The organism is Sphingomonas carotinifaciens (assembly GCF_009789535.1).
Taxonomy (GTDB): domain Bacteria; phylum Pseudomonadota; class Alphaproteobacteria; order Sphingomonadales; family Sphingomonadaceae; genus Sphingomonas; species Sphingomonas carotinifaciens.
The window spans coordinates 1-24762 of record NZ_WSUT01000001.1 but is presented as its reverse complement, the minus strand read 5'-3'; the positions used below and the strand labels follow the sequence as shown (position 1 = coordinate 24762).

The following is a 24762-nucleotide window of genomic DNA, read 5'->3' as shown; positions in this document are numbered from 1 at the left end:
GCCGCCGTCGCGCCGGCGAATGTTTGCCACCGCCTCGCTCGCCTCGCTGATGGTCGCAGCCCTTGCGGTGCCCGCCGCCGCGCAGGTGCAGCCCGCCCCCGCCAATCCCGCACCGGCAGAGCCGGTACAGGCGCTGCCCGGCGCGCCGGAGAACGGCCCCGCGACGATCGCGCCGGAAGCGCCGCCGCAGAGCGAAGATGCCGGTCCCGCGCCCGACATCGTGGTGACGGGATCGCGCATCGTCTCCAGCGGCTTTGCGGCGCCGACGCCGACCACGGTGATCGGGGCCGAGCAACTGGCGCTGAACGCGCAGCCCAACATCTTCAACACGATAGCACAGCTGCCCTCGCTGCAAGGATCGACCGGCGTCACCACCGGCACCAACAGCACGTCCAGCGGGTCGCAGGGGCTCAGTTCCTTCTCGCTGCGCGGGCTGGGGACGATCCGCACGCTGACCCTGCTCGACGGGCAGCGGGTCGTCGGCGCGAACGTGACGGGTGTGCCCGACATCAGCCAGTTCCCGCAACTGCTGATCGAGCGGGTCGACGTGGTGACGGGCGGCGCGTCCGCCTCCTACGGCTCCGACGCGGTGGGCGGCGTGGTCAACTTCGTCACCAACAAGCGCTTCAAGGGGGTGAAGGGCAACGTCCAGGGTGGCATCAGCGACTATGGCGACGACGAAAGCGTGCTGGCGCAGCTCGCCTTCGGCACGTCGTTCCTGGGCGACCGGCTGCACCTGATCGTCAGCGGCGAATATGCGCGCGAGGAAGGGGTGGGCCCGGGCGGCTATGGCGAGGAAGGGCCGGCGGGGCGCGACTGGTACACCACCGCGACCCTGGTCAACCGCGGCATCACCAATGACGGCGCGCCGCAGTTCAACTACCGCGAACATGCCCAGGCCTATCAATATACGCGCTATGGCCTGATCAATGCCGGGCCGCTCCAGGGCATCGCCTTCGACGCCAACGGCCAGCCGTTCAACTTCAACTATGGCTCGAACGGGGTGCCGCGGCGCAACACCAATGGCGACGTCGCGGGATGCTATGTCGGATTCTGCATCGGGGGCGACCTGTCGGGCAATGTCGGCATCGGCACCACGCTGAAATCCAGGCTGGAGCGGTATAACGGTTATGGCCGGCTGGGCTTCGACCTGGATGCCGACAACGAGATCTACGCCACCGTCAACATCTCGCAGGTGGATACCAGCAACCAGCCCAATCCGGGGGCGGCGCAGACCAGCCTGACCATCAACTGCGCCAACGCCTTCCTGCCGAGCGCGATCACCGGGCTGTGCGCGGCGAACAACATCACCAGCTTCCGCTACGGCGTGACCAACGCGATCCTGCCGAACATCGAGGTGTTCCCCTCGCGCAAGCAATATCGCTTCGTCGGCGGGGCGACGGGCAAGGTGTCGGGGTTCGGGACGGACTGGCGCTACGACGCCTATTACGAGCATGGCGAGAACATCACCGATATCACGGTGAACAACATGCTCGTCCCCCGGCGCTATCTGCAGGCGATCGATGCGGTGAACGTGAACGGCGTGATCGTGTGCCGCGACCCGACCGCGCGCGCCAATGGCTGCCAGCCGCTCAACATCTTCGGCGGGGCGACACCGTCATCCGCGGCGCTGTCCTATCTGCAACCTGCCAACGGGCCGTTCCAGCATACTCGCCAGACCCAGGACGTGTTCAGCGCCAATCTGTCGGGCGATCCGCTGTCGACCTGGGCGGGACCGGTATCGATCGCGACGGGCCTGGAATATCGTCACGAATTCTATCACGTGACGTCGGACCCCTATGGCAATGGGCCGCTACCGGGCACGCCGTACAACGACCTCTACCCCTTCGATCCGGTGCTGAACCCGGAAGGCAACAACTGGTATGCGGGCAATTACCATAGCGGCCGCGGCAGCTACAACGTGCTGGAAAGCTATCTCGAACTGAACGTGCCGCTGCTCAACACCCCGACCTTGGGGCGGGCGAACCTGAACGTGGCGGGGCGTGCGACCAATTACAGCACGTCGGGTACCGTCTATGCGTGGAAGGTGGGCGGCACCTATGACACGCCGATCGACGGATTGCGGCTGCGCGCCGTCACCTCGCGCGACGTGCGTGCGCCCAACCTGTCCGAGCTGTTCGCCGCACCGATCGCAGTGACGGTGCCCAACTTCACCGACCCGTTCAACAACACCTCGGTCACGATCACGCAGAACACGATCGGCAACCCCAATTTGCGGCCGGAAACCGCACGCAACACCGAACTGGGCGTCGTCTATGCGCAGCCGAGCTGGTTGCCGGGGCTCAGCCTGTCGTTCGACTATTACAAGATCAAGGTCCGCGGGCTGATCCAGGCAGTGTCGGCGCAGCAGAAGGTGAATTTCTGCCAACAGGGCGTGACCGAATTGTGCGGTGGCTTCTTCCTGCAAGGGGCGAACAACCAGGGCAATTTCGTCGACGTCCAGCCGTTCAACCTCGCCTCGATCCGCACCGAGGGCTTTGATATCGAGGCGAGCTACCAGATCCGCCAGCCGCTGGGCCTGCCCGGACGCTTCACGGTGCGCGGGCTGGCGACGCACGTCATCAACTTCGTCACCGACCTCGGCCTGCCCGGTGCGGTACCGGTGGACAGCGCGGGCGCCAATTCGGGCAACACGCCGTCATGGAAGTGGCTGACGACGGAGACCTATACCCAGGACGAATTCTCGATCTTCTTCCAGCAGCGCTGGTTCAGCGACGGGGTGTTCGGCAACCAGTATGTCGTCTGCCAGTCGAGTTGCCCGGTCTCCACCGCCAACGCACCGACGATCGATTTCAACCGGATGAAAGGCGCCTTCTACTTCGACGTCGGTGGCAGCTACACGCTGACCAAGGCGCTGAACGCCTATTTCAAGGTCGACAACCTGTTCAATCGCGATCCCACCCCCTCGCCGCAGACCAATACCGGCGTGGATATCAACCCGGCGCTGTATGACATTATCGGGCGCGTGTACCGGGTGGGTGTGCGTTTCAACTTCTAACGCTATTCCAATGGTTTGATGGTTCCCCAACCTGTCCCGGCTTCGGCCGGGACCTCTTTTTTCGGCCTTGAGGAGACGGCGGCGGTGAAGCGGATGGCACTTGGTACACTGGCGATACTGCTCGCAAGCGCAGGGGCGGCGCAGGCGCAAGGGGTGTCGGTGTTGCAGACCGCGCCGCTCGATGCGCGGGCGACGACGGTACGCGGCGTCGGCGACGGGCGGGCGGACGATACGGCCACGATCCAGCAGGCGATCGATGCCGCGGCGGACCAGGGCGGCGGGGGTATCGTCTTCCTTCCCGCCGGCACCTATCGGATCACGCGCACCGTCTTCCTGTGGCCGGGTGTGCGGCTGTACGGAACGGGGGAGACGCGGCCGCGCATCGTGCTGGGCGCGCGCACGCCCGGCTTCCAGCGCGGGCTGGCGACGATGATCGTCTTTGCCGGTGCGCGGCGCAACGGCGAGGGGGTGCGCAGCGACGACGGGCGCAGCGTGGCCGGGCGGACGCGCGTGCCCTTCCCGGTGCAGGGCAGCGTGCCGTTCGACCCGCAGATCGCCGACGCCAATCCCGGCACCTTCTATTCGGGGATCAGCAACATCGATGTGAGCATCGGCGCGAACAACGCCGCGGCGACCGCGATCCGTTTCCACGCCGCGCAGCATGCGTTCGTCAGCCACATGAATTTCGACATCGGATCGGGGCTGGCGGCGCTCTACCAGGTCGGCAATATCGGACAGGACCTGCATTTCCGGGGCGGACGCTACGGCATATTGACCGAAAAGCCATCGCCGGCGTGGCCGTTCGCGCTGATCGACGCGACGTTCGAGGGGCAGCGCGAGGCGGCGATCCGCGAGCATGAGGCGGGGCTGACCATGGTCAACGTCGCGATCCGGGACACGCCCGTCGGGATCGAGATCGACAAGGGCTATGGCGACTGGCTGTTCGGCAAGGATGTGCGGTTCGAGAATGTGTCGCGCGCAGGCGTGATCGTGTCGAACGAAGGCAATGCCTATACCCAGATCGCGTTCGAAAATACGCTTGCCGCGCGCACGCCCTTTTTTGCACGCTTCCGCGACAGCGGGCGCCGTGTCGCAGGCACGGGCGCCGCATACCGGGTCGCGTCGTTCAACTATGGGCTGGCGGTCCCCGGCTATGGCCGGATGGGCGAATACCGGACGGTGATGGAGGCGGCGGCCGTGCCGGCCCTGCCCGAACGCCGCGCGCCCGCGCTGCGCGCGTTGCCGGCGACGGCGGACTGGTTCAACGTCCGCGACGGCGGGGCGAAGGGCGATGACCGCACCGACGATACCACCGCGATCCAGCGCGCGATCGATACGCACCGCGTCGTCTACTTCCCAGCCGGGCGCTACATCGTCACCGATACCCTGCGCCTGAAGCCGGACAGCGTGCTGGTCGCGCTGCACCCCAATCTGACGCAGATCATCCTGCCCGACGGCACCCCGGCCTATCAGGGCGTCGGCGCGCCCAAGGCACTGGTCGAGACGGCGCAAGGGGGCGATGCGATCGTCTCCGGCCTGGGCCTGTTCACCGGCGGGATCAATCCGCGCGCGACCGCGCTGCTGTGGACGGCCGGCGCGAACTCGCTGGTGGATGACGTTAAGTTCCAGGGCGGGCACGGCACTGACCTGGGCGGCGGCAAGCGCTTCATCCCGTACAACGCCAATGCGACCGGCGATGCCGATCCGGCCAAGCGTTGGGACGCGCAATATCCCAGCCTGTGGGTGACAAAGGGCGGCGGGGGCACGTTCAACAATATCTGGACGCCCAACACCTATGCGCAGGCCGGGCTGTACGTGTCGGACACCGAGACGCCGGGCCATGTCTACCAGATGTCGGCCGAGCATCACGGCCGGGTCGAGATCGCGCTGAACCGCGTCGCCAACTGGGAATTGCTCGCGCCGCAGACCGAGGAGGAGGGTGGCGAGAGCAAGGATGCGGTGGCGCTGGAGATCCGCGATTCCCGCGACATCCTGATCGGCAACCTGCACGCATACCGGGTGACGCGCACCTTCAAGGCGCAGCCGGCGGCGGTGACGCTGTACAATGCGAAGAACATCCGGTTCCGCAACGTCCATGTGAATGCCGAAAGCGGGCTGGGGACGTGCGACGAGAATGGCTGCGCGACCTTTTTGCGCGCGAACAAGTTCCCGTACGAGAACGCGATCCGCGACATGGGAGCCGGCGGCGAGGTGCGCGAGCGGGAGTTCGCGACATTCGACGTGGGTTCATCCCCACCGGTCGGCGGAGATGGGCAGGCGACGGCCTCGTGCTTCGACTTCGCGCGATCGGAACGGCAGGAGACGGAGGGATCGTCCGCGCGCTGTGTAATGGTCGAGAAGGTCGCGGGCGGGTTCGATGCCGCAGGCGGGGGCGCGGCGACACCGGACGGTACGCTCTACTTCGTCGACCGGACGCAGCAGCGCATCTATCGCTGGTCGGAGGGCGCCGGGTTGGGGATCGAGCGCGACAATACGCTCGATCCCGTCAACCTGACCGCGGACGCCTCGGGCAATCTGATGGTGCTGTCCTCGGCCGGGCGGAACGGGACCGTCTACGCCTTCCGCCCCGGCACGCCGGAAACGGAACTCGCGGTGATCGCGCCGACGCCGCTGGCGGCGGGCGGGGCTGCGGTCGCGCTGCCGGGCAACTGGTGGAACAATGGCGAGTTCCGCGACCAGCTGGATCCCCGGACGATGCGCTTCACCACGCTGGCCGAGATGTTCGCCCGCGATGTCGCCCGGCCGCTGGCGCAGGGTTATGTCTCGCCCGATGGCAGCGTGGTGCTGCCCGCATTCCGCACCTTCCAGCAGGGGCCGGCGGATTTTCGCGGGCGGCGCTTTTCCGATGCCCTCGACAGCTATGGCTTCGTCCAGGGGCGGGTGGGGACGCGCATCCATGTCGCCAATGCGTCGGAAGCGCGTACCTATAGCGCGGTGGTCGGCGCGAACGGTGCGCTGACCGACCTGAAACCTTTTACCGATCGGGGCGGGGAGAGCGTCGCCACGGATGGACAGGGTCGTGTGTTCATCGCCAACGGGCAGGTCTTCGTCCACGGCGCCGACGGTAAGCCGCTGGGGCGCATCGACGTGCCCGAACGACCGCTGCAACTGGTGTTCGGCGGGGCGGACAAGGCCACGCTGTTCATCCTGACCCACCATTCGCTGTACCGGGTGCGCCCATGATCCGCCTTGCCATCGCTTTCCTTGCGCTTCTCGCCCCCGGCACCGCCTGGGCACAGGCGCAATACAAGCTGCTCGTCCTCGCCATTCCGAACAAATATCATTACGAATACATCCCGATCGCACGCGACAGCCTGGAGCATCTGGCCAAGCTGCACGCGTTCGAGATGGTGTGGACGAACAAGACCGAGACGTTCGACGGCGATCTGTCGCAATATGCTGCGGTGATGTTCCTCAACACGCCCGGCGAGGAACTGAACCCCGCGCAGCGCGCGAAGTTCGAGGCGTATATGCGCGGCGGCGGCAACGCCATCGTCGTCCACCGCGCCGCGATCACGCCGGCGGGGGCCTGGCCCTGGTATGAGCGGCTGGTGGGCCGGCGGGTCGGCGTGCATCCGATGTTACAGACCGGCATCATCACCATCACCGATAGCGGCCATCCCGCAACCTTTGGCGTGCCCGATCGCTGGATATGGAGCGATGAGTTCTACACCACCACCAATCCATATAAGGTGAATATCAGCACGGTCTTGTCGGTGGACGAGAACAGTTACGACCCGCGCAAAATCTGGCCGGGGCAGGTGTCCCTGCCGATGGGGCGCGACCATCCGATCGCCTGGCACCACGATCATGAAAAGGGCCGCGTGTTTGTGACGACGCTTGGCCATAACGGCGAAATGTACCGTGACCCCCAGTATCTTGCGCATCTGATGGGGGGCGTGTGGTGGGCGGCGACGGGAATGCCGCGCCGCTGATCCACAATCCGGCAAATATCCGTCCGGGGTCATGAACTTGTGACCCGCCGGCTCGTTCAGCTAGCATAACCTATGTGGGTGTGGCTGGACGGGAAGGATGGACGATGTCGGAACTGACGCTGAAGGACCTGTCCGCCAAGATGGCGAAGCTGGACTTCGCGATGCTGGTCACCGGAAATGACGGCACCAGCGCCCGGCCGATGAGCAACAATGGCGATGTCGACTATCGCGGCGACAGCTACTTCTTCTCCTATCGCGACACGCGCAAGGTCGCCGATATCCAGGCCGATCCCCGCGTCCTGCTCAGCTATACCGGCGCGGTCGGAATGCTGGGCGGTCCGCCGCTGTTCGTCGCGGTCGAGGGACGCGCGACGCTGATCGAGGACAAGGCGCAGTTCGCCGATCACTGGACCAAGGATCTCGACCGCTATTTCCCCGAGGGCATCGATACGCCCGGCATCGTCATGATCGCGGTGCATGCCAAACGCATCCGCTACTGGGACGGGAAGGACGAAGGCGAGATCGCTCTTTGACGAGCGGGCTTGCGCGGTCGTCGATCGCGATCTGCGTGCCGGTGCGGGACGAGGCCGCAGCGTTGCCGCATCTGTTCGAGGCGGTGGAGGCGTTGGTCCTGCCTGCGGGGGGTACGCTGACCCTGTGCCTGTTGCTCGATGGCTGCCGCGACGACAGCGCGCGCGTGGCCGAGCGCTATCGATCCGTGGCGCGCCCCCGCGTGCATCTCGCCGAGGTTGATCGCGGGATGCCCAATGCCGGTCTGGCGCGGCGGCGCGCCATGGCGATGGCGGGGGGCGCCGATATCATCCTGACCACCGACGCGGACAGCCGGCCGGCGCCCGACTGGGTGGAGGCGATGCTGGCCGGGCTCGCACGCGCCGATATCGTGGCGGGGCGTGTGGTGCGCGAGGGTGGTGTCGCCTCGCTGCTGCAGGACCGGGTCGAGCGCTATTACGACGCCCTGTTCGCCCTGCGCCGGGTGCTGGATCCGGTGGGCTGGGAAGCGCCGGTGACGCATCATCATGCCAGCGGCGCCAATCTGGGGGTGCGCGGGTGCGTCTATCGCACGCTGGGCGGCTTCGCGCCGCTGGCGAGCGGGGAAGATGCGCGGTTTGTGGATGATGCGGGGCGGGGTGGGTGGCGGGTGCGGCGGGATGCGGGGGCGGTGGTGCGGACCTCGGCGCGGCGGGACGGGCGTGCGGAGGGCGGGCTGGCGCATATGTTGCGCGCGCTGGACAGGGGGAGCGGGGTGGAGGTCGCGCACCCAGCGGATGCAGCGTGGCAGTACCGGATGCAGGCAGCGGCGAGGGGGGCGTTCAGGGACGGGACGATCGATGCGCGCACGGTGCCGATCGGGCTGACCACCGATCACCTGATCGGGGTCGCCCGCGACTGCCCCAATGCGGAAGCCTTTGCGATGCGGGTCGTGCCGGTCCCGCCGGGCGGCATGCGACCGGTGACGCTGGCGCTGGCGGAAGTGGAACTGGCCAAGCTGAGCGATGCGCAGGCGGTGGCGGCGTGAGCGGGATAACGGCGCGTATTGCCGAATTGACGCAGCAGCTCGACAGCCTGGGGGATCCGGCAAGCGGGGCGGGGATGCTGCAGCTGTTGCGGTTGCTGTTCGCGGTCGGGCGTGAGGACCTGCCGCTGGGGCGGTTGTTCGAAGGGCATGTCGATGCGGCGCAGATCGTGATGCGCTATGCCCGCGACGAACAGCGCGCGCGGGTGGCGGCGCTGGTGGCGCGGGGCGGGACCCTGGGCGTGTGGAACGCCGACCTGCCCGGCGAGGCGCTGAGCCTGACGGACATGCGGCTGTCCGGGGGCAAGAGCTTCGCGTCGGGGGCGGGGCTGATCAGCCATGCACTGGTGACGGTGGACGCGCAGGGCGGTCGGCAGCTGGTGCTGGTGGACATGGCGAGGACCGTGCCGGCGATCGATCGCGGGGCGTGGCAGGTGGCGGGGATGCAGCGGTCGGAAAGCCATGTGGTGCGGTGGGAGGGGGCCGCGGTGACGGCGGACGACCTGATCGGCGTGCCCGGGGATTATGTGCGCGAGCCGTGGTTCGTCGGGGGAGCGTTGCGGTTCGCGGCGGTGCAGGCGGGCGGGATCGCGGCGGTCGTAGAGCATGCGCGCGATCACCTGGTGACGGCGGAGCGCGCGAGCGATCCGCATCAGGCGGGGCGGCTGGCGGCGATGTACGGTCTGGCGCAGGGGGCGAATGCAGCGATGCGCGCCGCGGGCGAGGGGTGGTTCGACGATCCGGACGCGCGCCTGCCGCTGGTGGCGGCAGCGCGGGCGGCAGTGTACGGCGCAGGCACGCAGGTGATCGCGCTGGCGCAGGAAGCGGTGGGGGTGCAGGCGCAGTTCACCACCCACCCGATCGCGGCGCGGATCGCGGACCTGTCCACCTATCTGCGCCAGCCCGCGCCCGATGCCCAGCGCATGCAGGTGGGCGCGGCGGTGGCGGCGGGCATCCTGCGGGTGGCGTTGTGAAGACGCCGAAATCGCTGCTGGTGGTCGCGCCGCATCCCGATGACGAGGCGATCGCGGCGCACGCGCTGGTCGCGCGGCTGCGCCGGCGAGGCGTGGCGGTGCAGGTGCTGGTGGTGACCGACGGGCGCGCCTCGCACCCCGGCAGCGCGGCATGGCCGCGCGCACGGCTGGTGGCGGAGCGGCGGCGCGAGACGCGAGCCGCGATGCGTCGCATCGGGGTCGCGGCGGGCGCGGTAACGTTTCTGAACCTGCCCGACGGAGACCTGGCGGCGCATGCCGGCAAGGTGCGGCATGGTATCGGGCGCGCAGCGGCCCGGGTGCGGCGGCCGGCGGCGGCACTGGTCCCCGCGATCGACGACGACCATGCCGACCACCGCGTGGTCGCGGCGTGCGCGGCGCAGGTCGCGGTGCCGGGCCTGCGCTGGTTCGCCTATCCGGTGTGGCCGGCGGGCAACCGGTTGCCGGGCGCGAAACCGATGCCGCTGACCGCGCAGGAACGGCTGGCCAAGCGCCATGCCATCCGCCGCTATGCGACGCAGACCGGGCGGATCACCGACGATCCCGCGGGCTTCACCATGACGCGCGCCCAGATCGCGGCGTTCAGCCGGCCGCAGGAATGTTTCGTGGCGGTGCGGCGGTGAAGCCGATCACGCTCGCCGGGTTCGAAAACACCTTTGCCCGAAGCGACGACCCGTGGTGTACCTTCACCAACCGGGACGAGGGGGTGAAGCGGGCCGCGATCCTGCACGCGCTAGGCACGGGGCCATGGGGGCGGGTGCTGGAACTGGCGGCGGGCAACGGATCGAACAGCGCCGCCATCGGCCCCCGCGCGCTGCGGCTGGATGCGACCGAGGCGACCGCCGGCGGCACCGCACTGGTGGCGCGCGCGATCAGGCCCCGGGCGGGCCGGGCGCGTGCGCTGCGCCTGGCGGTGCCGGCGCGCCTGCCGAGGGCGCATTACGAGGCGGTGGTGATCGCCGAACTGCTATATTACCTGTCCCCGCGCGAGATGGTCCAAACCGCGCGCGACGTGGCGCGCGTGCTGGCGCCGGGCGGCATGCTGGTGCTGGCGCATCACCGCATCGATTTCCACGACTTCGCCCAACATGCCGCCCCGCTGCACCGCGCGTTCCTGGCGGCGACGGGGCGGCGCTGGCGCGTGCGCGTCGTCAGGCGCAATGGACGCTGGGTGGTGCTTGGCTGTACCATGCGACGCGGCGTATAGGAGAGGGCCATGGGCCGCTGGTCGTGGATCGTGACGCGGATCGTCCGGCAGGTGTGGTTCCGGGCCGCGTTGATCAGCCTGTGCAGCGTCGCGCTGGCGATCCTGGCCGGTATCGTCACGCCGTACCTGCCCTATGACTTCGACGTGCAGATCGGGCAGGATTCGGTCGGCACCATCCTGCAGATCATGGCGTCCAGCATGCTGGCGGTGACCACCTTCTCGCTGACCGCGATGGTCAGCGCCTATGCATCGGCGACGCAACTGGGCACGCCGCGCGCGACGCAACTGATGCTGGGCGACTCCACCTCCCAGAACGCGTTGTCGACCTTTCTGGGCGCCTTCGTCTTTTCGATGGTGGGGATCGTCGGGTTGAAGACGAGCGCCTATGGCTCGGACGGGCGGATCATCCTGTTCGCCGCGACCGTGGTCATCATACTGCTGGTGGTCGTCACGTTGTTGCGCTGGATCGGCCATATCACCGGTTTCGGCCGGATGGCCGACGTGATCGACCGGGTGGAGGCGGCCGCGACCACGGCGATGGCGGATTTCGCGGCGCATCCGGTGCTGTGCGGCCGCGCGGCGATCGCGGTGCCGGACGATGCGACCGCCATCATCAGCCCGGCCACCGGCTATGTCACCCATATCGACGTACCGGCCCTTGGCCGCATGGCCGAGAAGCATGGGCTGATCGTCCATGTCGTGGTGCTGCCCGGTACGATGGTTCACCCTGCACGCGCGATGATGCGGGTGGAGGGGCAGCCGGACGACGCGGTGCGCCGGGCGCTGGCGGGGGCGTTCACCATCGAGCGGCATCGACGTTTCGAGCAGGACCCGCGGCTGGGCCTGATCGCGCTGTCCGAAATCGCCAGCCGCGCCCTGGCACCGGCGACCAATGATCCGGGCACCGCCATCGAGGTGTTGAACGCGCTGTTGCGCGTGCTGCTGACGCTGGGGCGGGATGCCGTGCCGAACGGGGAGGCGCAATGCGGGCGATATCCCGTCTATCTGGAGCGTCCGAGCATCGAGGACATGCTGGACGATGCATTCCGCCCGATCCTGCGCGAAGGCAGCAAGGAGGTGGAGGTGTCGCTGCGCCTGAGCAGCACGCTGGCCGCGCTGCATGCCGGTCTGCCGGTCGCGCGAGGATCGATCGCGGCGATGGCGAAGCGACAGGCGGTGCGGGTCGCCGCAGCGATGGAGGATCCCGCGGATGTCGAGGCGTTCCGGCGCGGCCATGAACGATCATGGCCGACCGTCAAGGCATAGCCAATGCACGTAGCGTATCCGCAAGCGGCGCCCTATAGGCAGATGTCGGAACGATCCCAACCTCGATCAGTTTATGGGCGACCGGCCGGCGCTTCGGGGCATGCCATATTCCAGCGCGATCAATCAGGCGGGCAGTAATGACACCGGAAAAATCGAAAGGCGGACCGCCACCTCATCTTTCCGGTCATGCCGACCATGACATGGGAAGCGATCATAACACGATCTTCTTTGCCGCGGTGAAGACGACGCGGATGCCGATGATCGTGACCGATCCCAACCAGCACGACAACCCCATCGTCTTCGCCAATCCGGCCTTCATAAACATGACCGGTTATGGCTGGGACGAACTGATCGGGCAGAATTGCCGGCTGCTGCAAGGCCCCGACACCGACCGCGACACGATCGCGGAGGTGCGGCGTGCGGTCGAACAGCGGCGCGAAACCTCGGTCGAGGTGCTGAACTACAAGAAGAATGGCGCGGCGTTCTGGAATGCGCTGTTCATCTCGCCGGTCTATGACGTCGACGGTGCGTTGATCTACTTCTTTGCATCGCAGCTCGACGTGACGCGGCGGCGGGATGCTGAGGAAGGGCTGCGACAGGCGCAGAAGATGGAGGCCGTCGGCCAGCTGACCGGCGGGGTGGCGCATGATTTCAACAACCTGCTGACTGTGATCCAGGGGTTCGGCGACATCGTGCTGAACAATCTGGAGCGCGACGGCGATTTCGACCGGAAGAAGGCGGCACGATCGATGCGCGCGGTGTTGCAGGCGGCGGAACGCGGCGCGACGCTGACCCAGCAACTGCTCGCCTTTTCGCGCAAGCAGAAGCTGCAGGGGCGGATCGTCAACCTCGTCGATCTGGTCGACCAGCTTCAGCCGTTGATCGAGCGGACGGCGGGGGGTGCGATCACCATCCGCATTCGCCACGAAGGGCCGACCTGCAACGCGCGGATCGATCCGACCCAGGCCGAACTGGCGATCATCAACATCCTGATCAACGCGCGCGATGCCATGCCGAACGGCGGCACGATCACCATCGACGTCGCCAACCGCACGATCGAGGCAGGCGACAAGGGCTTTGGCGAACTGCCACCGGGCCATTACGTCATGCTGGCGATCACCGACGAGGGCACGGGCATGTCGCCGGAAATTCTGGCGCGGGTCACCGAACCCTTTTTCACCACCAAGGATCAGGGCAAGGGCACCGGCCTGGGCCTGTCGATGGTCTATGGCTTCATGAAGCAGTCGGGCGGCGCATTGCGGCTTTATTCCGAGGAAGATCACGGCACCACGGTGCGCATGCTGTTCCCGTGTGAGGATGCGGGCACCGATCCGCAACGCTCGCCGATGCCCCGGTCGCTGGTCGACAAGCGTGGCACCGAGACGGTGTTGCTGGTCGAGGATCAGGTGGATGTCGGTGACTATGCCGAGGCGGTGCTGACCGAGTTCGGCTACACCGTGCTGCGCGCCGAGAATGCCGATGCGGCGCTGCGCGTGCTGGATGGCAGCGACGCGATCGACCTGCTGTTCAGCGACCTGATCATGCCGGGCGGGATGAACGGCGTGATGCTGGCACGCGAGGTGAAGCGACGTCGCCCGAGGATGCGCGTGCTGTTGACCACGGGCTATGCCGAGTCCTCGATCGAGCGGGTCGATGCCCGTGGCGCCGAGTTCGAGCTGATTCAGAAACCGTACAAGCGCAGCGACCTGGCGGTGAAGGTGCGACAGGTGATCGACGGCCCGACCGGGATCGGGTGACCGGCTGTTTGGTACGGTTGCGGCTCGATTGATCGGGGCGGCAAGCTACTTTATGTTAGCGAAACTTTGGACCGACCGCCCCTCGCCCCGACGCCGACCCGGCCGTTTGACGCGCCACCCGCGATCCGCGCGGCGCTGGACGCCTTTGTGCGGCGGCTCGACCCGGACGACCCCATCCTGGCGGCGTTCGCGGTGTCGCAGGCGCCGATGGTGGTGTGCGATGCGTGCCTGCCCGATACGCCGATCGTCTATGTCAACGCGGCGTTCGAGGCGCTGACCGGGTATCCCGCCGCCGAAATCCTGGGCCGCAACTGCCGGTTCATGCAGGGGCCGCTGACCGATGCGGCGGATGTGGCACGGCTGCGCGCCGCGGTGGCGGTGGGCGAGCCGATCGAGATCGACCTGCTGAACCATCGCCGTGACGGCACGCCGTTCTGGAACCGGCTGAAGGTGACGCCGGTGCGCGACGCCGAAGGGGCGCCGCGCTGGTTCGTCGCGTCGCAACTGGACGTCACGGTGGAGCGGCACCGGCTGGCGCGGTTGCAGGAGGATCGCGAGAGGCTGACCGCGATGGTGGCGCGGCGGGAGGCGGCACTGGCCGAGCGCGAGGTGCGGCTGGCGCTGGCGTTGAAGGCGGGGGGGCTGGGCACCTGGTCGTTCGACCTGAACACGCGCGAGCTGGTCGCGTCGGACAGTTGCAAGGCCCTGTTCGGGCGCATGGCCGAGCGGCCCTTCACCTATGCCGACCTGCTGGCCTGCATCCATCCCGAGGATGCCGGGCAGATGCGCCGCGTGCTGGTCGCCACCATTCGGCACGGCCACCCCTGCGCGACCGAATTCCGCATCCTGACGCCGGCGGGCGAGCAGCGCTGGGTGGGGACGCGTGCCGAGATGCAGCGCGGACCGGACGGCGCGCCGCGCATGGTGGCGGGCTTTTCGACCGACATTTCCGACCGGAAGTTCGCCGAGGAGCACCGTGCGGTGCTGGCGCGCGAGCTGACCCACCGGGTGAAGAACACGCTGGCGACGGTGGGCGCGGTGGTCAGCCAGACGCTGCGCGATGCCCCCTCGCTGGCGGAGGCGCGGCGTTCGGTGGCCGGGCGGATCGCCAGCCTGGGCGCCGCCCACGAGCTGCTGATCCAGGACGAGATCGAGGGGGCGACGATCGGCGACATCGTCGCGCGCGTGCTGGCGCCGTTCATCGACCGCGACGGGCATCGCTTCTCCGCGGAAGGGCCGGCGATCCGGCTGGCGCCGGATATCACGCTGGCGCTGTCGATGGCGCTGTACGAACTGGCGACCAATGCGATCAAATATGGTGCGTTGTCGGTGCCGCAGGGGCAGGTGGTGATCCGCTGGGCGCTGTGCGGCGCCGGGGCGGACCGGTATTTCACCTTCTCCTGGATCGAGCATGACGGCCCGGCGGTCGTGCCGCCGGCGCGGACCGGTTTCGGCAGCCGGATGATCGCACGGGTGCTGGGCCCCCATGTCCGCGGGGTGCCTGCCATCGCCTATCGGCCGGAGGGCGTCCGCTTCGATATCGAGGCGCCGGTCTGACTCTCACCACGCCCGATGGCCGCTATATCGTGGTGCGCGAACGGTTGTGGCGCACGGCGGATCCGGGGCTGTCGGCCGAGCGGCGGCAGCGGTTGGCGGATGAGCTGATGGCGGCGCGGCGGGCGGTGGGGGTGGCGCGACGCGCGGGCGATGGGGCGGCCGAGGCGGCGGCGCATGCGGCGGTCGATGCGGCCAAACGGGCGCTTGGCGAGCGTGGTCCGGTGTGGTGGACCGACGGCGCACCCGACCTGAACCGCCACATGGCGCGCACCACCGTGTATGCCGACTGGTTCGCCGCGCTGCCCTCAACCGACCCGTAGTGCGGGCTCGTCGGGGTCGACCTTGCCGGCGAGGCCGGGTACCTCGTCCAACTGGCGCAGATCGGTGAAGCGGCCGCGCTCTTCGCGGTAGCGGACGATCTCGAACCCATGGCCCTTGAGCGCGGGCACCGCGTCCAATTGTTCGGCGGTCGCGGTGTTGATGTCGGTGGCCATGACGGATGTCGTCTCCCTGCGTTGCGCAGCCCCAACGCACCGGCCGGAACGATGGCTGCATCCGCGTCCAAATATGAAATGTTACAACATCGCCGTTGACAGGCTTTGGGGGGGCACGTCATGAGCCCTGCCAACGAGTTCGCTGTTTTCCCGGGGAAACACCCATGTCGACCATTGAAACTGCCGCCGCGATCGCGCTCGGCGATATTGCCGTCCGTTACGGCGACCACCGCGTGCTGAACGACCTGTCGCTGCATGTCGCGGCGGGCGAGATCTATGCGCTGCTCGGCGGAAACGGAGCGGGCAAGTCGACGACGCTTTCCGTGCTTCTCGGCTTTACGACGGTAGAGCGGGGGAGCGTGTCGGTCGCCGGGATCGATCCGGGCCGCGACGCGGACGGGGCGCGGGGGCGGATCGCCTATTTGCCCGAAAACGTCGCGCTCTACGATCACCTGAGCGGGATGGAGAATGCCGATTACCTGCTGGCCCTGGCGGGCGAACCGAAGCCGCGCGGGGCGATCGGGGAGGCCTTCGTCGCGGCCGGGCTGGGCGAGGATGCGTGGGATCGGCGCCTGAGCGGCTATTCGAAGGGGATGCGGCAGAAGGTGGCGATCGCGGTGGCGTTGCTGCGCGCGGTGCCGGTGCTGTTGCTGGACGAGCCGACATCCGGGCTCGACCCGCGGGCGACCGCGGATTTCAACCGGTTGCTGCATGCGGTGCGCGACCGCGGCACGGCGGTGCTGATGGTGACGCACGACCTGTTGAGTGCGGCCGACCTGGCGGACCGGATCGGGTATCTGGACGGCGGGCGCATCGCCGACGAGATCGCCGCGGCCGGCCCCGACCGGTTCGACGTGCGCGCGCTGCACGACCGGTTCCAGCAGCGGATCGCGGCATGAGCGCGGCCGGACTGATCGCGCGCGACGAGTTGCGGCTGATGACGCGCAACCGCGTCGCGGCGGTCGCGCTGATCCTGCTGGTGGTGCTGACGCTTGTCGCGTCGCTGACCGCATGGGGGCATCAGCGTGCCATCGCCGACACGCGCGCGCGCCAGCAATCGGAGGCGGCGGCCGCGTTCAACGCGCAGCCGGACCGGCACCCGCACCGCATGGTCCATTATGGCCAGTTCATCTATCGCCCGCTGGGACCGCTGGCGGCGTTCGATCCGGGGGTCGATGCGTTCACCGGCAACAGCATGTTCCTGGAAGGGCATCGCCAGAACACCGCCAATTTCGGCGACGTGCAGCAAAGTTCGATGCTGGTCCGCTTCGGCCAGCTGACGCCGGCCTTCGTCCTGCAGGCGGTCGCGCCGCTGCTGCTGATCTTTCTGGGTTTCGGTGTGGTCGCGCGCGAGCGGGAGCGGGGAACCCTGCGCCCGTTACTGGTCGGCGGCGCGTCGCGGGCGAGCATCGTGGGCGGCAAGCTGGCGGCGCTGGGCGCGGTGGCGGGGGTCGCCGGCGTGCCGGCGGTGATCGCCCTGATGCTGATCGCGGGGCAGCCGGGTGCGCATGCGCTGCCCATGCTGGTGATCGCGGGCGGCTATTTCACGTACCTCGCCTTGTGGACGGTGCTGGTGGTGCTGGTATCCGCCGCGGTGAAGCGGTCGCGCGACGCGCTGCTGGTGCTGCTGGCGCTATGGTCGGTGACGGTGGTGCTGGTGCCGCGGGTCGCGCCCGATCTGGCGGGGGCCGCGGTGCCGTTGGCCAACCGCATCGACACCGACATCGCCATCGCGCGCGACCTGCGCCGCGCCGGCGACAGCCACAATCCCGACGACCCGACCTTTGCCGCGTTCAAGCGCCGCACCCTGGCCCGCTACGGCGTCGAGCGGGTCGAGGACCTGCCGGTCAATTACAAGGGCCTGCTGGCGGTGGAGGGCGAGCGGATCACCTCCGGCCTGTTCGACCGCTATGCCGCGGCCGGCTTTGCCGCGCAGGAGCGTCAGGGCGCGCTGGTCGCCGCGGCGGGGCTGCTCAGCCCGGCGGTGGCGCTGCGCGACCTATCGATGGCGGCGGCGGGCACCGACAATGCCGGACACCGGCGCTTTCTGGAGCAGGCGGAACGCTATCGCTACATGCTGGTACAGCGGTTGAACCGGTTGCAGGCGGACAGCGTCCGCTACGCCGACGACACCGCGAAAGACGCAGGCGCCGACCGCCGCAAGCGGATCGATGCCGGGCATTGGCAGGCGATACCGCCCTTCACCTTCGATGCACCCACCGGCGCCACCCTGGCCGCGGCGGCGCTGCCGGGACTGGCGATGGTGGCGGCATGGCTGATGGCGGCGCTGGGCGGGCTTGCGCTCGTCACCCGCCGGTTGGGAGCGCGCTGATGCGTATCTGGCGTTACGAACTGATCCTGCTGCTGCGCAACCGACTGGCGCTGGCCGGGCTGATCCTGCTGGCGCTGCTCGGCGCGGCATCGGTCGCGACGGGATTGGCGGAGGTCGCCCGGCAGCGCGCCGCGATCGCGCGGATCGCGCCCGCCCAGGCCGAGGATGTCGCCGCGGTCGCGCATTGGGCCGCACCCAAGGGCGATCCGGGCGATGCAGCCTATTACACCTTCCACGCCACTTGGGACCCGCCATCGCCGCTGGCCTTCGCCGCGCTCGGTATGCGGGATGTTTCCCCCTATATCCTGCGCATCCGCGCGCTGGGGCTGGAAGCGCAAATCTATGACGGCGACAATTTCAACCCCGAACTGGCGTTGCCCGGCCGGTTCGAATGGGCGTTCGTGCTGGTCTTCCTGGTGCCATTGTTCACCATCGCGCTGTTCCATGATCTGGCGTCGGGCGAGCGCGAGGCGGGGCGTGCACGGATGCTGGCGGTGCTGCCCGGTGGGGCGAGCCGCGTCATGCGACGCCGCACGCTGCTGCGCCTTGCCCTGATCGTGCTGGCGGTGGGGGTGCCGTTCCTGGTGGGCGCGGCGGTGTCGGGCGTCGGCCCGGTGACGGTGCTGGCGGTGCTGGCGCTGACGGTCGCCTATACCGGCTTCTGGGTGGGTGTGGCGGCGTTGGTGTCGCGCCTTCGGTGGAGTTCGGTGACCAATGCCGCGACGCTGGCGGCGATCTGGCTGTTGCTGGTGCTGGTGGTGCCCGCCGCGGCGCATGTGGCGGTCAACCGGCTGGTACCGGTGCCGCCGGGCAGCGCGATCGCGCTGGCGCAGCGCGAGGCCGTCAACGGGGCATGGGATATCCCGCGCGAGGCGACGATGCGGCGTTTCTATGCCGAACATCCGCAATGGGCGGATTCGGCACCGCTGCCGACGGCGTTTCACTGGAAATGGTATTTCGCCTTTCACCAGAATGGCGACCGCAGCGTGGCGCCGCAGGTCGCGGCCTATCGCGCCGGGCTGGAGCGGCGTGCGGCGGTGGGCGATGCACTGGGCTGGCTGCTGCCGCCGGTCGGCGTGCAGGCCGCGCTGACCCGGCTGGCGGATACCGATGCCAGGGCGCAACTGGCCTATCGCGACCGGGTGCGCGCCTATCACCGGGCCCTGCGCGAATTCTACTACACCTACCTGTTTCACGACCGGCCGTTCGGGCTGGCGGATTTCGGCAAGGCGCCGCGGTTCGATGCGCGGTGACGGCAACCGTCACCGCGCATGAAAGGGGGTCGATGAGGATCAGGCCGCGCGCTTGAACGCTGCCCAGCCGCGCGCATCCTCGACCGGGCCGACGGCGCTGCGCACAGCATCGAGCTTGGTGATCGCGTCGCGCTTCTGCGCCGGCGTCAGCATGCCCTGTGCGTTGACCTGACGGGGAACGGTGCGCTCCACCTGGGTCAGCGTGGCGCGCAGGCGGGTGGCCTGAGCCGGGGAGAGATGGCCGGCGCGGGCATGCGTCTGCACAGCGGTGCGCAGCGCGCGCGCCTGCGACATGGTGACCGCCAGCAGATCGCCGTCAAAGGCCAGGCCTTCGGAGGTGCTGTGTGCGGTGTATCCGGTGCCGCGTACCAGTCGCGCCAGTGCCTCTTCCGGTCGGTAGCGACCCTTCAACGCCGGGGCGCGGCGGTCGGCGACCATGGCGGGGTCCATCTTGACGAAACATCCGCTGATATGGGCCAGTTGCTGCACCGCCTGATCCAGCCGCTGGGCGGGCATGGCGTAAGCGGCGGGGGCGCGGTTGCATTCCGCGGCGGCCGGGGCGGCAAAGGCGGTGGCGCTGCCGAGGGCGAGCGCGGCAAGGTAGAATCTGGTCACATGAACTCCTGTCGGCGATGCAGGCTCAACGAGGAAAGCATGTCCTGGTTGCAACCGATTGTCGGCTTCGCCCGATGCCGGGTTGGCGGAACGGTTCCGGTCCGGTATCGGGTCGTCCGGTGATTTCGTGGCGTTGCAACAGCTTGACCGTTAGCCGGGGGATGTGGGCGCCGCTGCCATGGCTGGCGGGCGGAATCGCGACGGCGCTGTCCGGTTGTACGACGCTTCCCCCCGTGACGCGGGCGCCGGTCGATCTGGAAACCCATGCGGGGGCGGCAGCGGTGGCGGAGGGCAGCGCGACGCTGGACGTGCTGACCTTCAATATCGAGGGACTGGGATGGCCGGCGCGGCGCAACCGGGCGCCCTTCCTGCGCCGCATCGGGGCGCGGCTGGCCGAGCTGAATGCAAAGGGCGAGGCGCCGGACGTGGTGCTGGTGCAGGAGATGTTCAGCCCGGCCGCGGTGTCGGCGATGACGAAGGCGGGCTATCCCTATCAGGCGTGGGGGCCGTCGCGCACGCAGAAGCGGCGCCGCCCCGCGCCAGATGCGATGGCAGGGCCGTTTCGGTGGAAAAAGGGTGAAACCGGGCTTCACCTCGTCGGCTCCGGCCTAGCGATCCTCAGCCGCTATCCGATCGTTGCCGATGCATCCGAACCGTTCGGCAAGCATCGCTGCGCCGGGTTCGACTGTTTGAGCAACAAGGGGATGCAGCAGGTGCGCATCCGGATACCCGGCGTGCCGCAGCCGGTGGACATCTTCAACACCCATCTGAACTCGCAAGGTGCGTCGCGCGTGCCGGCCGCGCGCAGCGGTGCGGCGCATGCGATCCAGGTGGACGATCTGGCCGGCTTCGTCGCGGCGGCAGCCGAGCCGAAGGTGCCGACCATCCTTGGCGGCGACTTCAACATGCGCGGCGCGCCCGAGCGGCTGGCGCGGTTCGATGCCGCGCTGGACCGGCTGACCATGGTGCATCGTTTCTGCGCGGCCCCCGCCTCGCCCTGTGCGGTGCGCGTGTCGTGGGACGGCGACGCGCCGTGGATGGATACCGAGGATCTTCAGCTCTTCGCCGACGGGGCGCGGGTGCGGGTGACGCCGATCCGGGTCGAGGCGATGTTCGACGGCGCCGCCTCCGGCCCGCAATTGTCCGATCATGACGGGTTCCGGGTGACCTATCGACTGGACTGGTAGCCACCTCGGGGTGACGATTGTCCTTTGGGTGGCGCCACTTGGCCGTGCCGCGCGTTGGCGTTCCCGGTTGGTGGGAGTTGCGTGATGGGCAGGAACCCGGTGGTGCGGTGGGGCGGCGTGCTCGGCTTTGCGCTGGGCGGGTTCTTTGACGGGATCGTGCTTCATCAAATCCTGCAATGGCATCACCTGTTGAGCCTGGTGCCCGGTGTCGACAGCTTGCGGATGCAGGTGCTTTGGGACGGTTATTTCCATGCGCTGATGTATCTGGTCGCGCTGGCGGGCCTGGTGGGATTGTGGCGGCATCGCGCGGCGGCAGGGTCGACGCACTGGCTGGGCGCGGTGCCGGTGGGCTTCGGGGCATGGCATGTCCTCGACAGCGTGTTGTCGCACTGGGTGCTGGGTATTCACCGGATCCGGGTGGACAGTGCGCAGCCCCTGTTGTGGGACCTGATCTGGTTCGCGGCGTTCGGGGTGGTGCCGCTGCTGCTCGGCTGGGTGATGCTGCGCCGGGGGCGGGTGGTGCCGGCGGGCGGTGCGGCGGCGGCAATGGTGGCGGTGGTGACGTTGGGCGCGGCTTTCTGGTCGGCGCGGCCGGCGGAGGGGGCGCGGTTCACCACGCTGGTCTTTGCGCCGGGCGTGACGCCGGCGGCGGCAATGGGCGCGGTGCTGGCCGAGGAGGCGAGGCTGGTGTGGAGCGACCGGGCGATGGGGGTGATGGTGGTGGACGTCGCGCCCGGGCGCCGCGCCGCATTCTACCGGCGCGGTGCGCTGCTGGTCGGTGGCGCGGGACTGCCGGCGGGATGTTTCAACTGGAGCGCGGCCTGATCCGCTGTATGCTGCGGGGAAAAGGGGAAGATGTGTCGAGCGTCCGGATCGAGGGACTGAGCAAGCGCTTTGGCGCGGTGGACGTGCTGGCACCGACCGACCTGTTGATCGAGGATGGCGAGTTCGTCGTCATCGTCGGCCCGTCGGGGTGCGGCAAATCGACGCTGCTGCGCCTGATCGCGGGGCTGGAGGAGCCGAGCGCGGGGCGGATCGCGATCGGCGGGCGCGACGTGACCGATGCCGCCCCCGCCGACCGCGGGCTGGCGATGGTGTTCCAGTCCTATGCGCTCTATCCGCATCTGTCGGTGGCGGAGAATATCGCGTTTCCGTTGCGTGTCGCGCGCCGGCCCAAGGCGGAGATCGCGGAGCGGGTGGCGGCGGTGGCGCGGTCGCTGGACCTGTTGCCGCTGCTCGACCGGCGGCCGCGTGCCCTGTCCGGCGGGCAGCGGCAGCGCGTGTCGATCGCCCGCGCCATCGTCCGCCGGCCGCGCGTGCTGCTCCTCGACGAGCCCTTGTCGAATCTGGACGCCGAACTGCGCGTGCGGATGCGGCACGAGTTCGCCCGGCTGCACGGCGAGCTGGGCGCGACGATGATCTACGTCACCCATGACCAGCTGGAGGCGATGACGCTGGCCAATCGCATCGTGGTGATGAGCGAGGGACGGGTGGAACAGGTGGGCGGACCGATCGCGCTGTATGACGCCCCCGCGACGCTGGCGGTGGCGCGTGCGATCGGGTCACCGGGGATGAACTTCGCGGCGGCAACCGTGGTCGCGGCCGATGCGGCGGGGGTTGCGTTGCGGCTGGGGGATGGGGCCGAGGTCCGGGCCGCGGTGCGGGCGCCGGTCGGGGCGGCGGTAACGATGGGGGTGCGGCCCGAACATCTGGTGCTGGACGAGCAGGGACCGTTCGGCGGCGCGGTGGAATTGTTCGAGAGGCTGGGCCCCCTGTCCTTCGCGCATCTCGGCACGCCGGGCGCGCACCACACGCTGGTTGCGCAATTGCCGGGCGACCGGCGGGTGATGCTGGGCGCTACCTTGCGGTTCGGCATCCGGCCCGAGCTGGTCCATGCGTTCGACGGCGAGGGTCGGGCCCTGCCGCGCATCGGCGCGCCGCCCCGTGCAAACCATTCGGCGCAAATTTGATTCGGTCCGACTCAAGCCGTTTGGCGCGGTGAATCGCGCGCGTCACGATTCGGGCCATGACCCACTGCATCACCCATGCCTGCGGCCATGAGCAGGCGCATTACATCCCCGGCTCCACCAGCGAGAAGGCGCGCAAGGCACGCTGGCTGACCACCACCAAGTGCCGCGCCTGCTTCGTTGCCGACCGGAAGGCGGAGGACGCGGCGGCCGGCGCCCTGGACGATGCGGCGGTTGCCCATCTGCGCCTTGCCCCGCTGGTCGGCAGCGAGCGGCAGGTCGGCTGGGCCGCGAGCATCCGGGCGAAGCGACTGGCGCGCATGGTGCAGGCGGCAGGCGGCGGCGATCCGGACCCGGCCTGTGCCGCGGTCGGCGATGCCCGCTGGTGGATCGACCACCGCGACCTGAGCGATGCCGATCTGCTGACAAAGGCGCGGGCAGCGGCGCCGGCGTACGTTCCGGCCAGCGACGGGGCGGCCCGCCACGCCGCCTGACGATGGCGGCGCCGGTGCGACTGCAAGGCCATGCTGGAGGCCGTACGGGCGGCATGGCGCCGGATTGCGCCCGACGTGCCATTCTCCGCAGCGACGGTCGATCAGCGACTGGTAAGCTTCTACCAGGCGGACGAACAGGCCAAGTGGCTGTTCGCGATGCGGACGTGGCTGGCCGGGTTCGACGACCGGATCACGCTGTCGCCGTTGTATTTCGTTGGGGTGAGCCTGCTGGCGATCGGGGTCGCGGTGCTGACCGTGCTCGGCCAGTCGCTGTGCGCCAGTCGCGCCGCGCCGGCATGGGCGCTGCGGCATGACTAAAGCCGATGCGGGTGCGAGGGAGGGACACCCGCGAAAGCGTCGTCGCTGTTGAAATCTAGTTGACACGCATCATAGCATGAACATATTAGGACGTGTTCATATGTTTATGGGTGCATGACACAAGACGAAGGAACGCAGCTTGCAGAACTGTTCCGCCTGTTGGGGGAGCCGAACCGGTTGCGACTGGTGGTGGCCTGCCTCGAGGGTCCGCGATCGGTCGGGGATCTGACGGAGCAAGTCGGCGTCAGCCAGAGCCTCGTCTCGCAGCATCTCCGGTTACTGCGGGCGGGGCGATTGCTGAAGCAGACGCGAAGCGGACGCAACGTCTTCTACGAACTGCCCGACTGCCACATCCGCACCATGCTCACCAACATGATGGACCATGTGTTGGAACCAGAAGATCATAATCACGAGGAATAAGATCATGAGCGTCAACGTCGAAATGGTGAAGTGCGCCTGCAACGATTGCGTCTGCATCGTCAGCACCGGCAATGCGGTGGAAGCCGATGGCCGCATGTTCTGCGGCGAGAACTGCGCCAATCATCACCAGCAGTCGGTCGGCTGCGAGCACGCCGGTTGCCCCTGCCACGGCTGATCGACGACCGGGTAGAATGTGCAAAGGGGCCGGGTAACCGGCCCCTTTTTCGTTGTGCGCCCGGCCGGCGCGCTGCCGGGTTCCGGGCGATGACGGCGTGATCCACCGCGATCGCCCTTCCCCTGCCGGCCGGAGCCACCGGCCTATCAGGCGCCCGCCATATCGGCGCGCCCGCTGCGCTCCAGCTTGCCCCAGCCGATCGTCCAGCCGCCGATCGCC

At 68.5% G+C, this 24762-nt stretch carries 24 protein-coding genes; 22 read left to right on the top strand and 2 right to left on the bottom strand.

What is annotated here, in order from left to right:
- Nucleotides 1-19: 19 nt before the first annotated feature.
- The 12 genes from GQR91_RS00120 (at nucleotide 20) to GQR91_RS00065 (ending at nucleotide 15608) form a co-directional block, all read left to right on the top strand.
- Complete coding sequence (locus tag GQR91_RS00120; protein WP_149682631.1) at nucleotides 20-3019, top strand: TonB-dependent receptor plug domain-containing protein; 3000 nt, start codon at nucleotides 20-22, stop codon at nucleotides 3017-3019.
- A 93-nt stretch (nucleotides 3020-3112) separates the two neighbouring features.
- Nucleotides 3113-6223 (top strand): glycosyl hydrolase family 28-related protein, encoded by a 3111-nt coding sequence (locus tag GQR91_RS00115; RefSeq protein WP_149682632.1) that lies wholly within the window; start codon nucleotides 3113-3115, stop codon nucleotides 6221-6223.
- The gene (locus GQR91_RS00110) at nucleotides 6220-6975 is read left to right on the top strand and encodes a ThuA domain-containing protein (protein ID WP_149682504.1); all 756 of its coding nucleotides are present in this window, start codon (nucleotides 6220-6222) and stop codon (nucleotides 6973-6975) included. The genes GQR91_RS00115 and GQR91_RS00110 overlap by 4 nt, the downstream gene beginning before the upstream one ends.
- 104 nt (nucleotides 6976-7079) lie before the next feature.
- Nucleotides 7080-7508 (top strand): pyridoxamine 5'-phosphate oxidase family protein, encoded by a 429-nt coding sequence (locus GQR91_RS00105; protein WP_149682505.1) that lies wholly within the window; start codon nucleotides 7080-7082, stop codon nucleotides 7506-7508.
- Nucleotides 7505-8512 carry a glycosyltransferase gene (locus GQR91_RS00100; protein ID WP_149682506.1) on the top strand — a complete coding sequence of 336 codons (1008 nt, stop codon included), beginning with the start codon at nucleotides 7505-7507 and terminating at the stop codon, nucleotides 8510-8512. Before GQR91_RS00105 ends, GQR91_RS00100 begins: the two co-directional genes overlap by 4 nt.
- Entirely contained in the window at nucleotides 8509-9483 is a 975-nt protein-coding gene (locus GQR91_RS00095; protein WP_149682507.1) for an acyl-CoA dehydrogenase, read from the top strand. The genes GQR91_RS00100 and GQR91_RS00095 overlap by 4 nt, the downstream gene beginning before the upstream one ends.
- Nucleotides 9480-10124: a PIG-L deacetylase family protein gene (locus GQR91_RS00090; RefSeq protein WP_149682508.1), complete on the top strand. Its 645-nt coding sequence runs from the start codon at nucleotides 9480-9482 to the stop codon at nucleotides 10122-10124. The genes GQR91_RS00095 and GQR91_RS00090 overlap by 4 nt, the downstream gene beginning before the upstream one ends.
- Nucleotides 10121-10708 (top strand): class I SAM-dependent methyltransferase, encoded by a 588-nt coding sequence (locus tag GQR91_RS00085; protein WP_149682509.1) that lies wholly within the window; start codon nucleotides 10121-10123, stop codon nucleotides 10706-10708. Before GQR91_RS00090 ends, GQR91_RS00085 begins: the two co-directional genes overlap by 4 nt.
- 9 nt (nucleotides 10709-10717) lie before the next feature.
- Nucleotides 10718-11974, top strand: coding sequence for a DUF2254 domain-containing protein (locus tag GQR91_RS00080; RefSeq protein ID WP_149682510.1), 1257 nt, complete (start codon nucleotides 10718-10720; stop codon nucleotides 11972-11974).
- A gap of 137 nt (nucleotides 11975-12111) precedes the next feature.
- Complete coding sequence (locus GQR91_RS00075; RefSeq protein ID WP_149682511.1) at nucleotides 12112-13731, top strand: histidine kinase famiy protein; 1620 nt, start codon at nucleotides 12112-12114, stop codon at nucleotides 13729-13731.
- Between the two features lie 66 nt (nucleotides 13732-13797).
- Nucleotides 13798-15288, top strand: a complete 1491-nt coding sequence (locus tag GQR91_RS00070) for an HWE histidine kinase domain-containing protein (RefSeq protein WP_149682512.1) — start codon at nucleotides 13798-13800, stop codon at nucleotides 15286-15288.
- Nucleotides 15289-15320: 32 nt separating this feature from the next.
- On the top strand, nucleotides 15321-15608 hold the full coding sequence (locus GQR91_RS00065) for a hypothetical protein (protein WP_375781606.1): 288 nt from the start codon (nucleotides 15321-15323) through the stop codon (nucleotides 15606-15608).
- Here GQR91_RS00065 and GQR91_RS00060 read toward each other — a convergent pair.
- Nucleotides 15594-15782, bottom strand: coding sequence for a helix-hairpin-helix domain-containing protein (locus GQR91_RS00060; RefSeq protein ID WP_112383013.1), 189 nt, complete (start codon nucleotides 15780-15782; stop codon nucleotides 15594-15596). The two genes, GQR91_RS00065 and GQR91_RS00060, sit on opposite strands and share 15 nt — an antisense overlap.
- Before the next feature lie 164 nt (nucleotides 15783-15946).
- Here GQR91_RS00060 and GQR91_RS00055 point away from each other — a divergent pair, with 164 nt between their 5' ends.
- Genes GQR91_RS00055 through GQR91_RS00045 form a run of 3 tightly spaced genes read left to right on the top strand, consistent with a single transcriptional unit; the run spans nucleotide 15947 to nucleotide 19367 of the window.
- A complete protein-coding gene (locus GQR91_RS00055; RefSeq protein WP_149682514.1) occupies nucleotides 15947-16681 on the top strand; it encodes an ABC transporter ATP-binding protein in 735 nt (244 codons plus the stop codon).
- Nucleotides 16678-18114 carry an ABC transporter permease gene (locus GQR91_RS00050; protein WP_149682515.1) on the top strand — a complete coding sequence of 479 codons (1437 nt, stop codon included), beginning with the start codon at nucleotides 16678-16680 and terminating at the stop codon, nucleotides 18112-18114. The genes GQR91_RS00055 and GQR91_RS00050 overlap by 4 nt, the downstream gene beginning before the upstream one ends.
- Nucleotides 18114-19367 (top strand): DUF3526 domain-containing protein, encoded by a 1254-nt coding sequence (locus tag GQR91_RS00045; RefSeq protein ID WP_149682516.1) that lies wholly within the window; start codon nucleotides 18114-18116, stop codon nucleotides 19365-19367. Before GQR91_RS00050 ends, GQR91_RS00045 begins: the two co-directional genes overlap by 1 nt.
- 39 nt (nucleotides 19368-19406) lie before the next feature.
- Here GQR91_RS00045 and GQR91_RS00040 read toward each other — a convergent pair whose 3' ends face one another.
- On the bottom strand, nucleotides 19407-19982 hold the full coding sequence (locus tag GQR91_RS00040; protein ID WP_149682517.1) for an STN domain-containing protein: 576 nt from the start codon (nucleotides 19980-19982) through the stop codon (nucleotides 19407-19409).
- A gap of 143 nt (nucleotides 19983-20125) precedes the next feature.
- Between GQR91_RS00040 and GQR91_RS00035 the strand changes: the two genes are divergently transcribed.
- The 7 genes from GQR91_RS00035 to GQR91_RS00005 all read left to right on the top strand — a co-directional run bounded on the left by GQR91_RS00035 (nucleotide 20126) and on the right by GQR91_RS00005 (nucleotide 24543).
- The gene (locus GQR91_RS00035; RefSeq protein WP_249042473.1) at nucleotides 20126-21169 is read left to right on the top strand and encodes an endonuclease/exonuclease/phosphatase family protein; all 1044 of its coding nucleotides are present in this window, start codon (nucleotides 20126-20128) and stop codon (nucleotides 21167-21169) included.
- Nucleotides 21170-21253: 84 nt separating this feature from the next.
- A complete protein-coding gene (locus tag GQR91_RS00030) occupies nucleotides 21254-21994 on the top strand; it encodes a DUF2243 domain-containing protein (RefSeq protein ID WP_149682518.1) in 741 nt (246 codons plus the stop codon).
- Nucleotides 21995-22026: 32 nt separating this feature from the next.
- Nucleotides 22027-23139 (top strand): ABC transporter ATP-binding protein, encoded by a 1113-nt coding sequence (locus tag GQR91_RS00025; RefSeq protein ID WP_149682519.1) that lies wholly within the window; start codon nucleotides 22027-22029, stop codon nucleotides 23137-23139.
- A gap of 56 nt (nucleotides 23140-23195) precedes the next feature.
- The gene (locus GQR91_RS00020; protein ID WP_149682520.1) at nucleotides 23196-23630 is read left to right on the top strand and encodes a hypothetical protein; all 435 of its coding nucleotides are present in this window, start codon (nucleotides 23196-23198) and stop codon (nucleotides 23628-23630) included.
- A gap of 30 nt (nucleotides 23631-23660) precedes the next feature.
- Nucleotides 23661-23948, top strand: a complete 288-nt coding sequence (locus GQR91_RS00015) for a hypothetical protein (RefSeq protein ID WP_175580846.1) — start codon at nucleotides 23661-23663, stop codon at nucleotides 23946-23948.
- Nucleotides 23949-24062: 114 nt separating this feature from the next.
- Complete coding sequence (locus tag GQR91_RS00010; protein WP_112383025.1) at nucleotides 24063-24368, top strand: ArsR/SmtB family transcription factor; 306 nt, start codon at nucleotides 24063-24065, stop codon at nucleotides 24366-24368.
- A 4-nt stretch (nucleotides 24369-24372) separates the two neighbouring features.
- Nucleotides 24373-24543, top strand: coding sequence for a metallothionein (locus GQR91_RS00005; protein ID WP_112383026.1), 171 nt, complete (start codon nucleotides 24373-24375; stop codon nucleotides 24541-24543).
- Nucleotides 24544-24762 lie beyond the last annotated feature (219 nt).

Excerpts from the sequence above, each read along its gene's own strand:
- GQR91_RS00055 (WP_149682514.1), top strand. The coding sequence starts at position 15,947 with ATGTCGACCATTGAAACTGCCGCCGCGATCGCGCTCGGCGATATTGCC.
- GQR91_RS00120 (WP_149682631.1), top strand. The coding sequence starts at position 20 with ATGTTTGCCACCGCCTCGCTCGCCTCGCTGATGGTCGCAGCCCTTGCG.
- GQR91_RS00115 (WP_149682632.1), top strand. The coding sequence starts at position 3,113 with ATGGCACTTGGTACACTGGCGATACTGCTCGCAAGCGCAGGGGCGGCG.
- GQR91_RS00030 (WP_149682518.1), top strand. The coding sequence starts at position 21,254 with ATGGGCAGGAACCCGGTGGTGCGGTGGGGCGGCGTGCTCGGCTTTGCG.
- GQR91_RS00005 (WP_112383026.1), top strand. The coding sequence starts at position 24,373 with ATGAGCGTCAACGTCGAAATGGTGAAGTGCGCCTGCAACGATTGCGTC.
- GQR91_RS00020 (WP_149682520.1), top strand. The coding sequence starts at position 23,196 with ATGACCCACTGCATCACCCATGCCTGCGGCCATGAGCAGGCGCATTAC.
- GQR91_RS00045 (WP_149682516.1), top strand. The coding sequence starts at position 18,114 with ATGCGTATCTGGCGTTACGAACTGATCCTGCTGCTGCGCAACCGACTG.
- GQR91_RS00015 (WP_175580846.1), top strand. The coding sequence starts at position 23,661 with ATGCTGGAGGCCGTACGGGCGGCATGGCGCCGGATTGCGCCCGACGTG.
- GQR91_RS00075 (WP_149682511.1), top strand. The coding sequence starts at position 12,112 with ATGACACCGGAAAAATCGAAAGGCGGACCGCCACCTCATCTTTCCGGT.
- GQR91_RS00010 (WP_112383025.1), top strand. The coding sequence starts at position 24,063 with ATGACACAAGACGAAGGAACGCAGCTTGCAGAACTGTTCCGCCTGTTG.
- GQR91_RS00050 (WP_149682515.1), top strand. The coding sequence starts at position 16,678 with ATGAGCGCGGCCGGACTGATCGCGCGCGACGAGTTGCGGCTGATGACG.
- GQR91_RS00060 (WP_112383013.1), bottom strand. The coding sequence starts at position 15,782 with ATGGCCACCGACATCAACACCGCGACCGCCGAACAATTGGACGCGGTG.
- GQR91_RS00105 (WP_149682505.1), top strand. The coding sequence starts at position 7,080 with ATGTCGGAACTGACGCTGAAGGACCTGTCCGCCAAGATGGCGAAGCTG.
- GQR91_RS00110 (WP_149682504.1), top strand. The coding sequence starts at position 6,220 with ATGATCCGCCTTGCCATCGCTTTCCTTGCGCTTCTCGCCCCCGGCACC.
- GQR91_RS00080 (WP_149682510.1), top strand. The coding sequence starts at position 10,718 with ATGGGCCGCTGGTCGTGGATCGTGACGCGGATCGTCCGGCAGGTGTGG.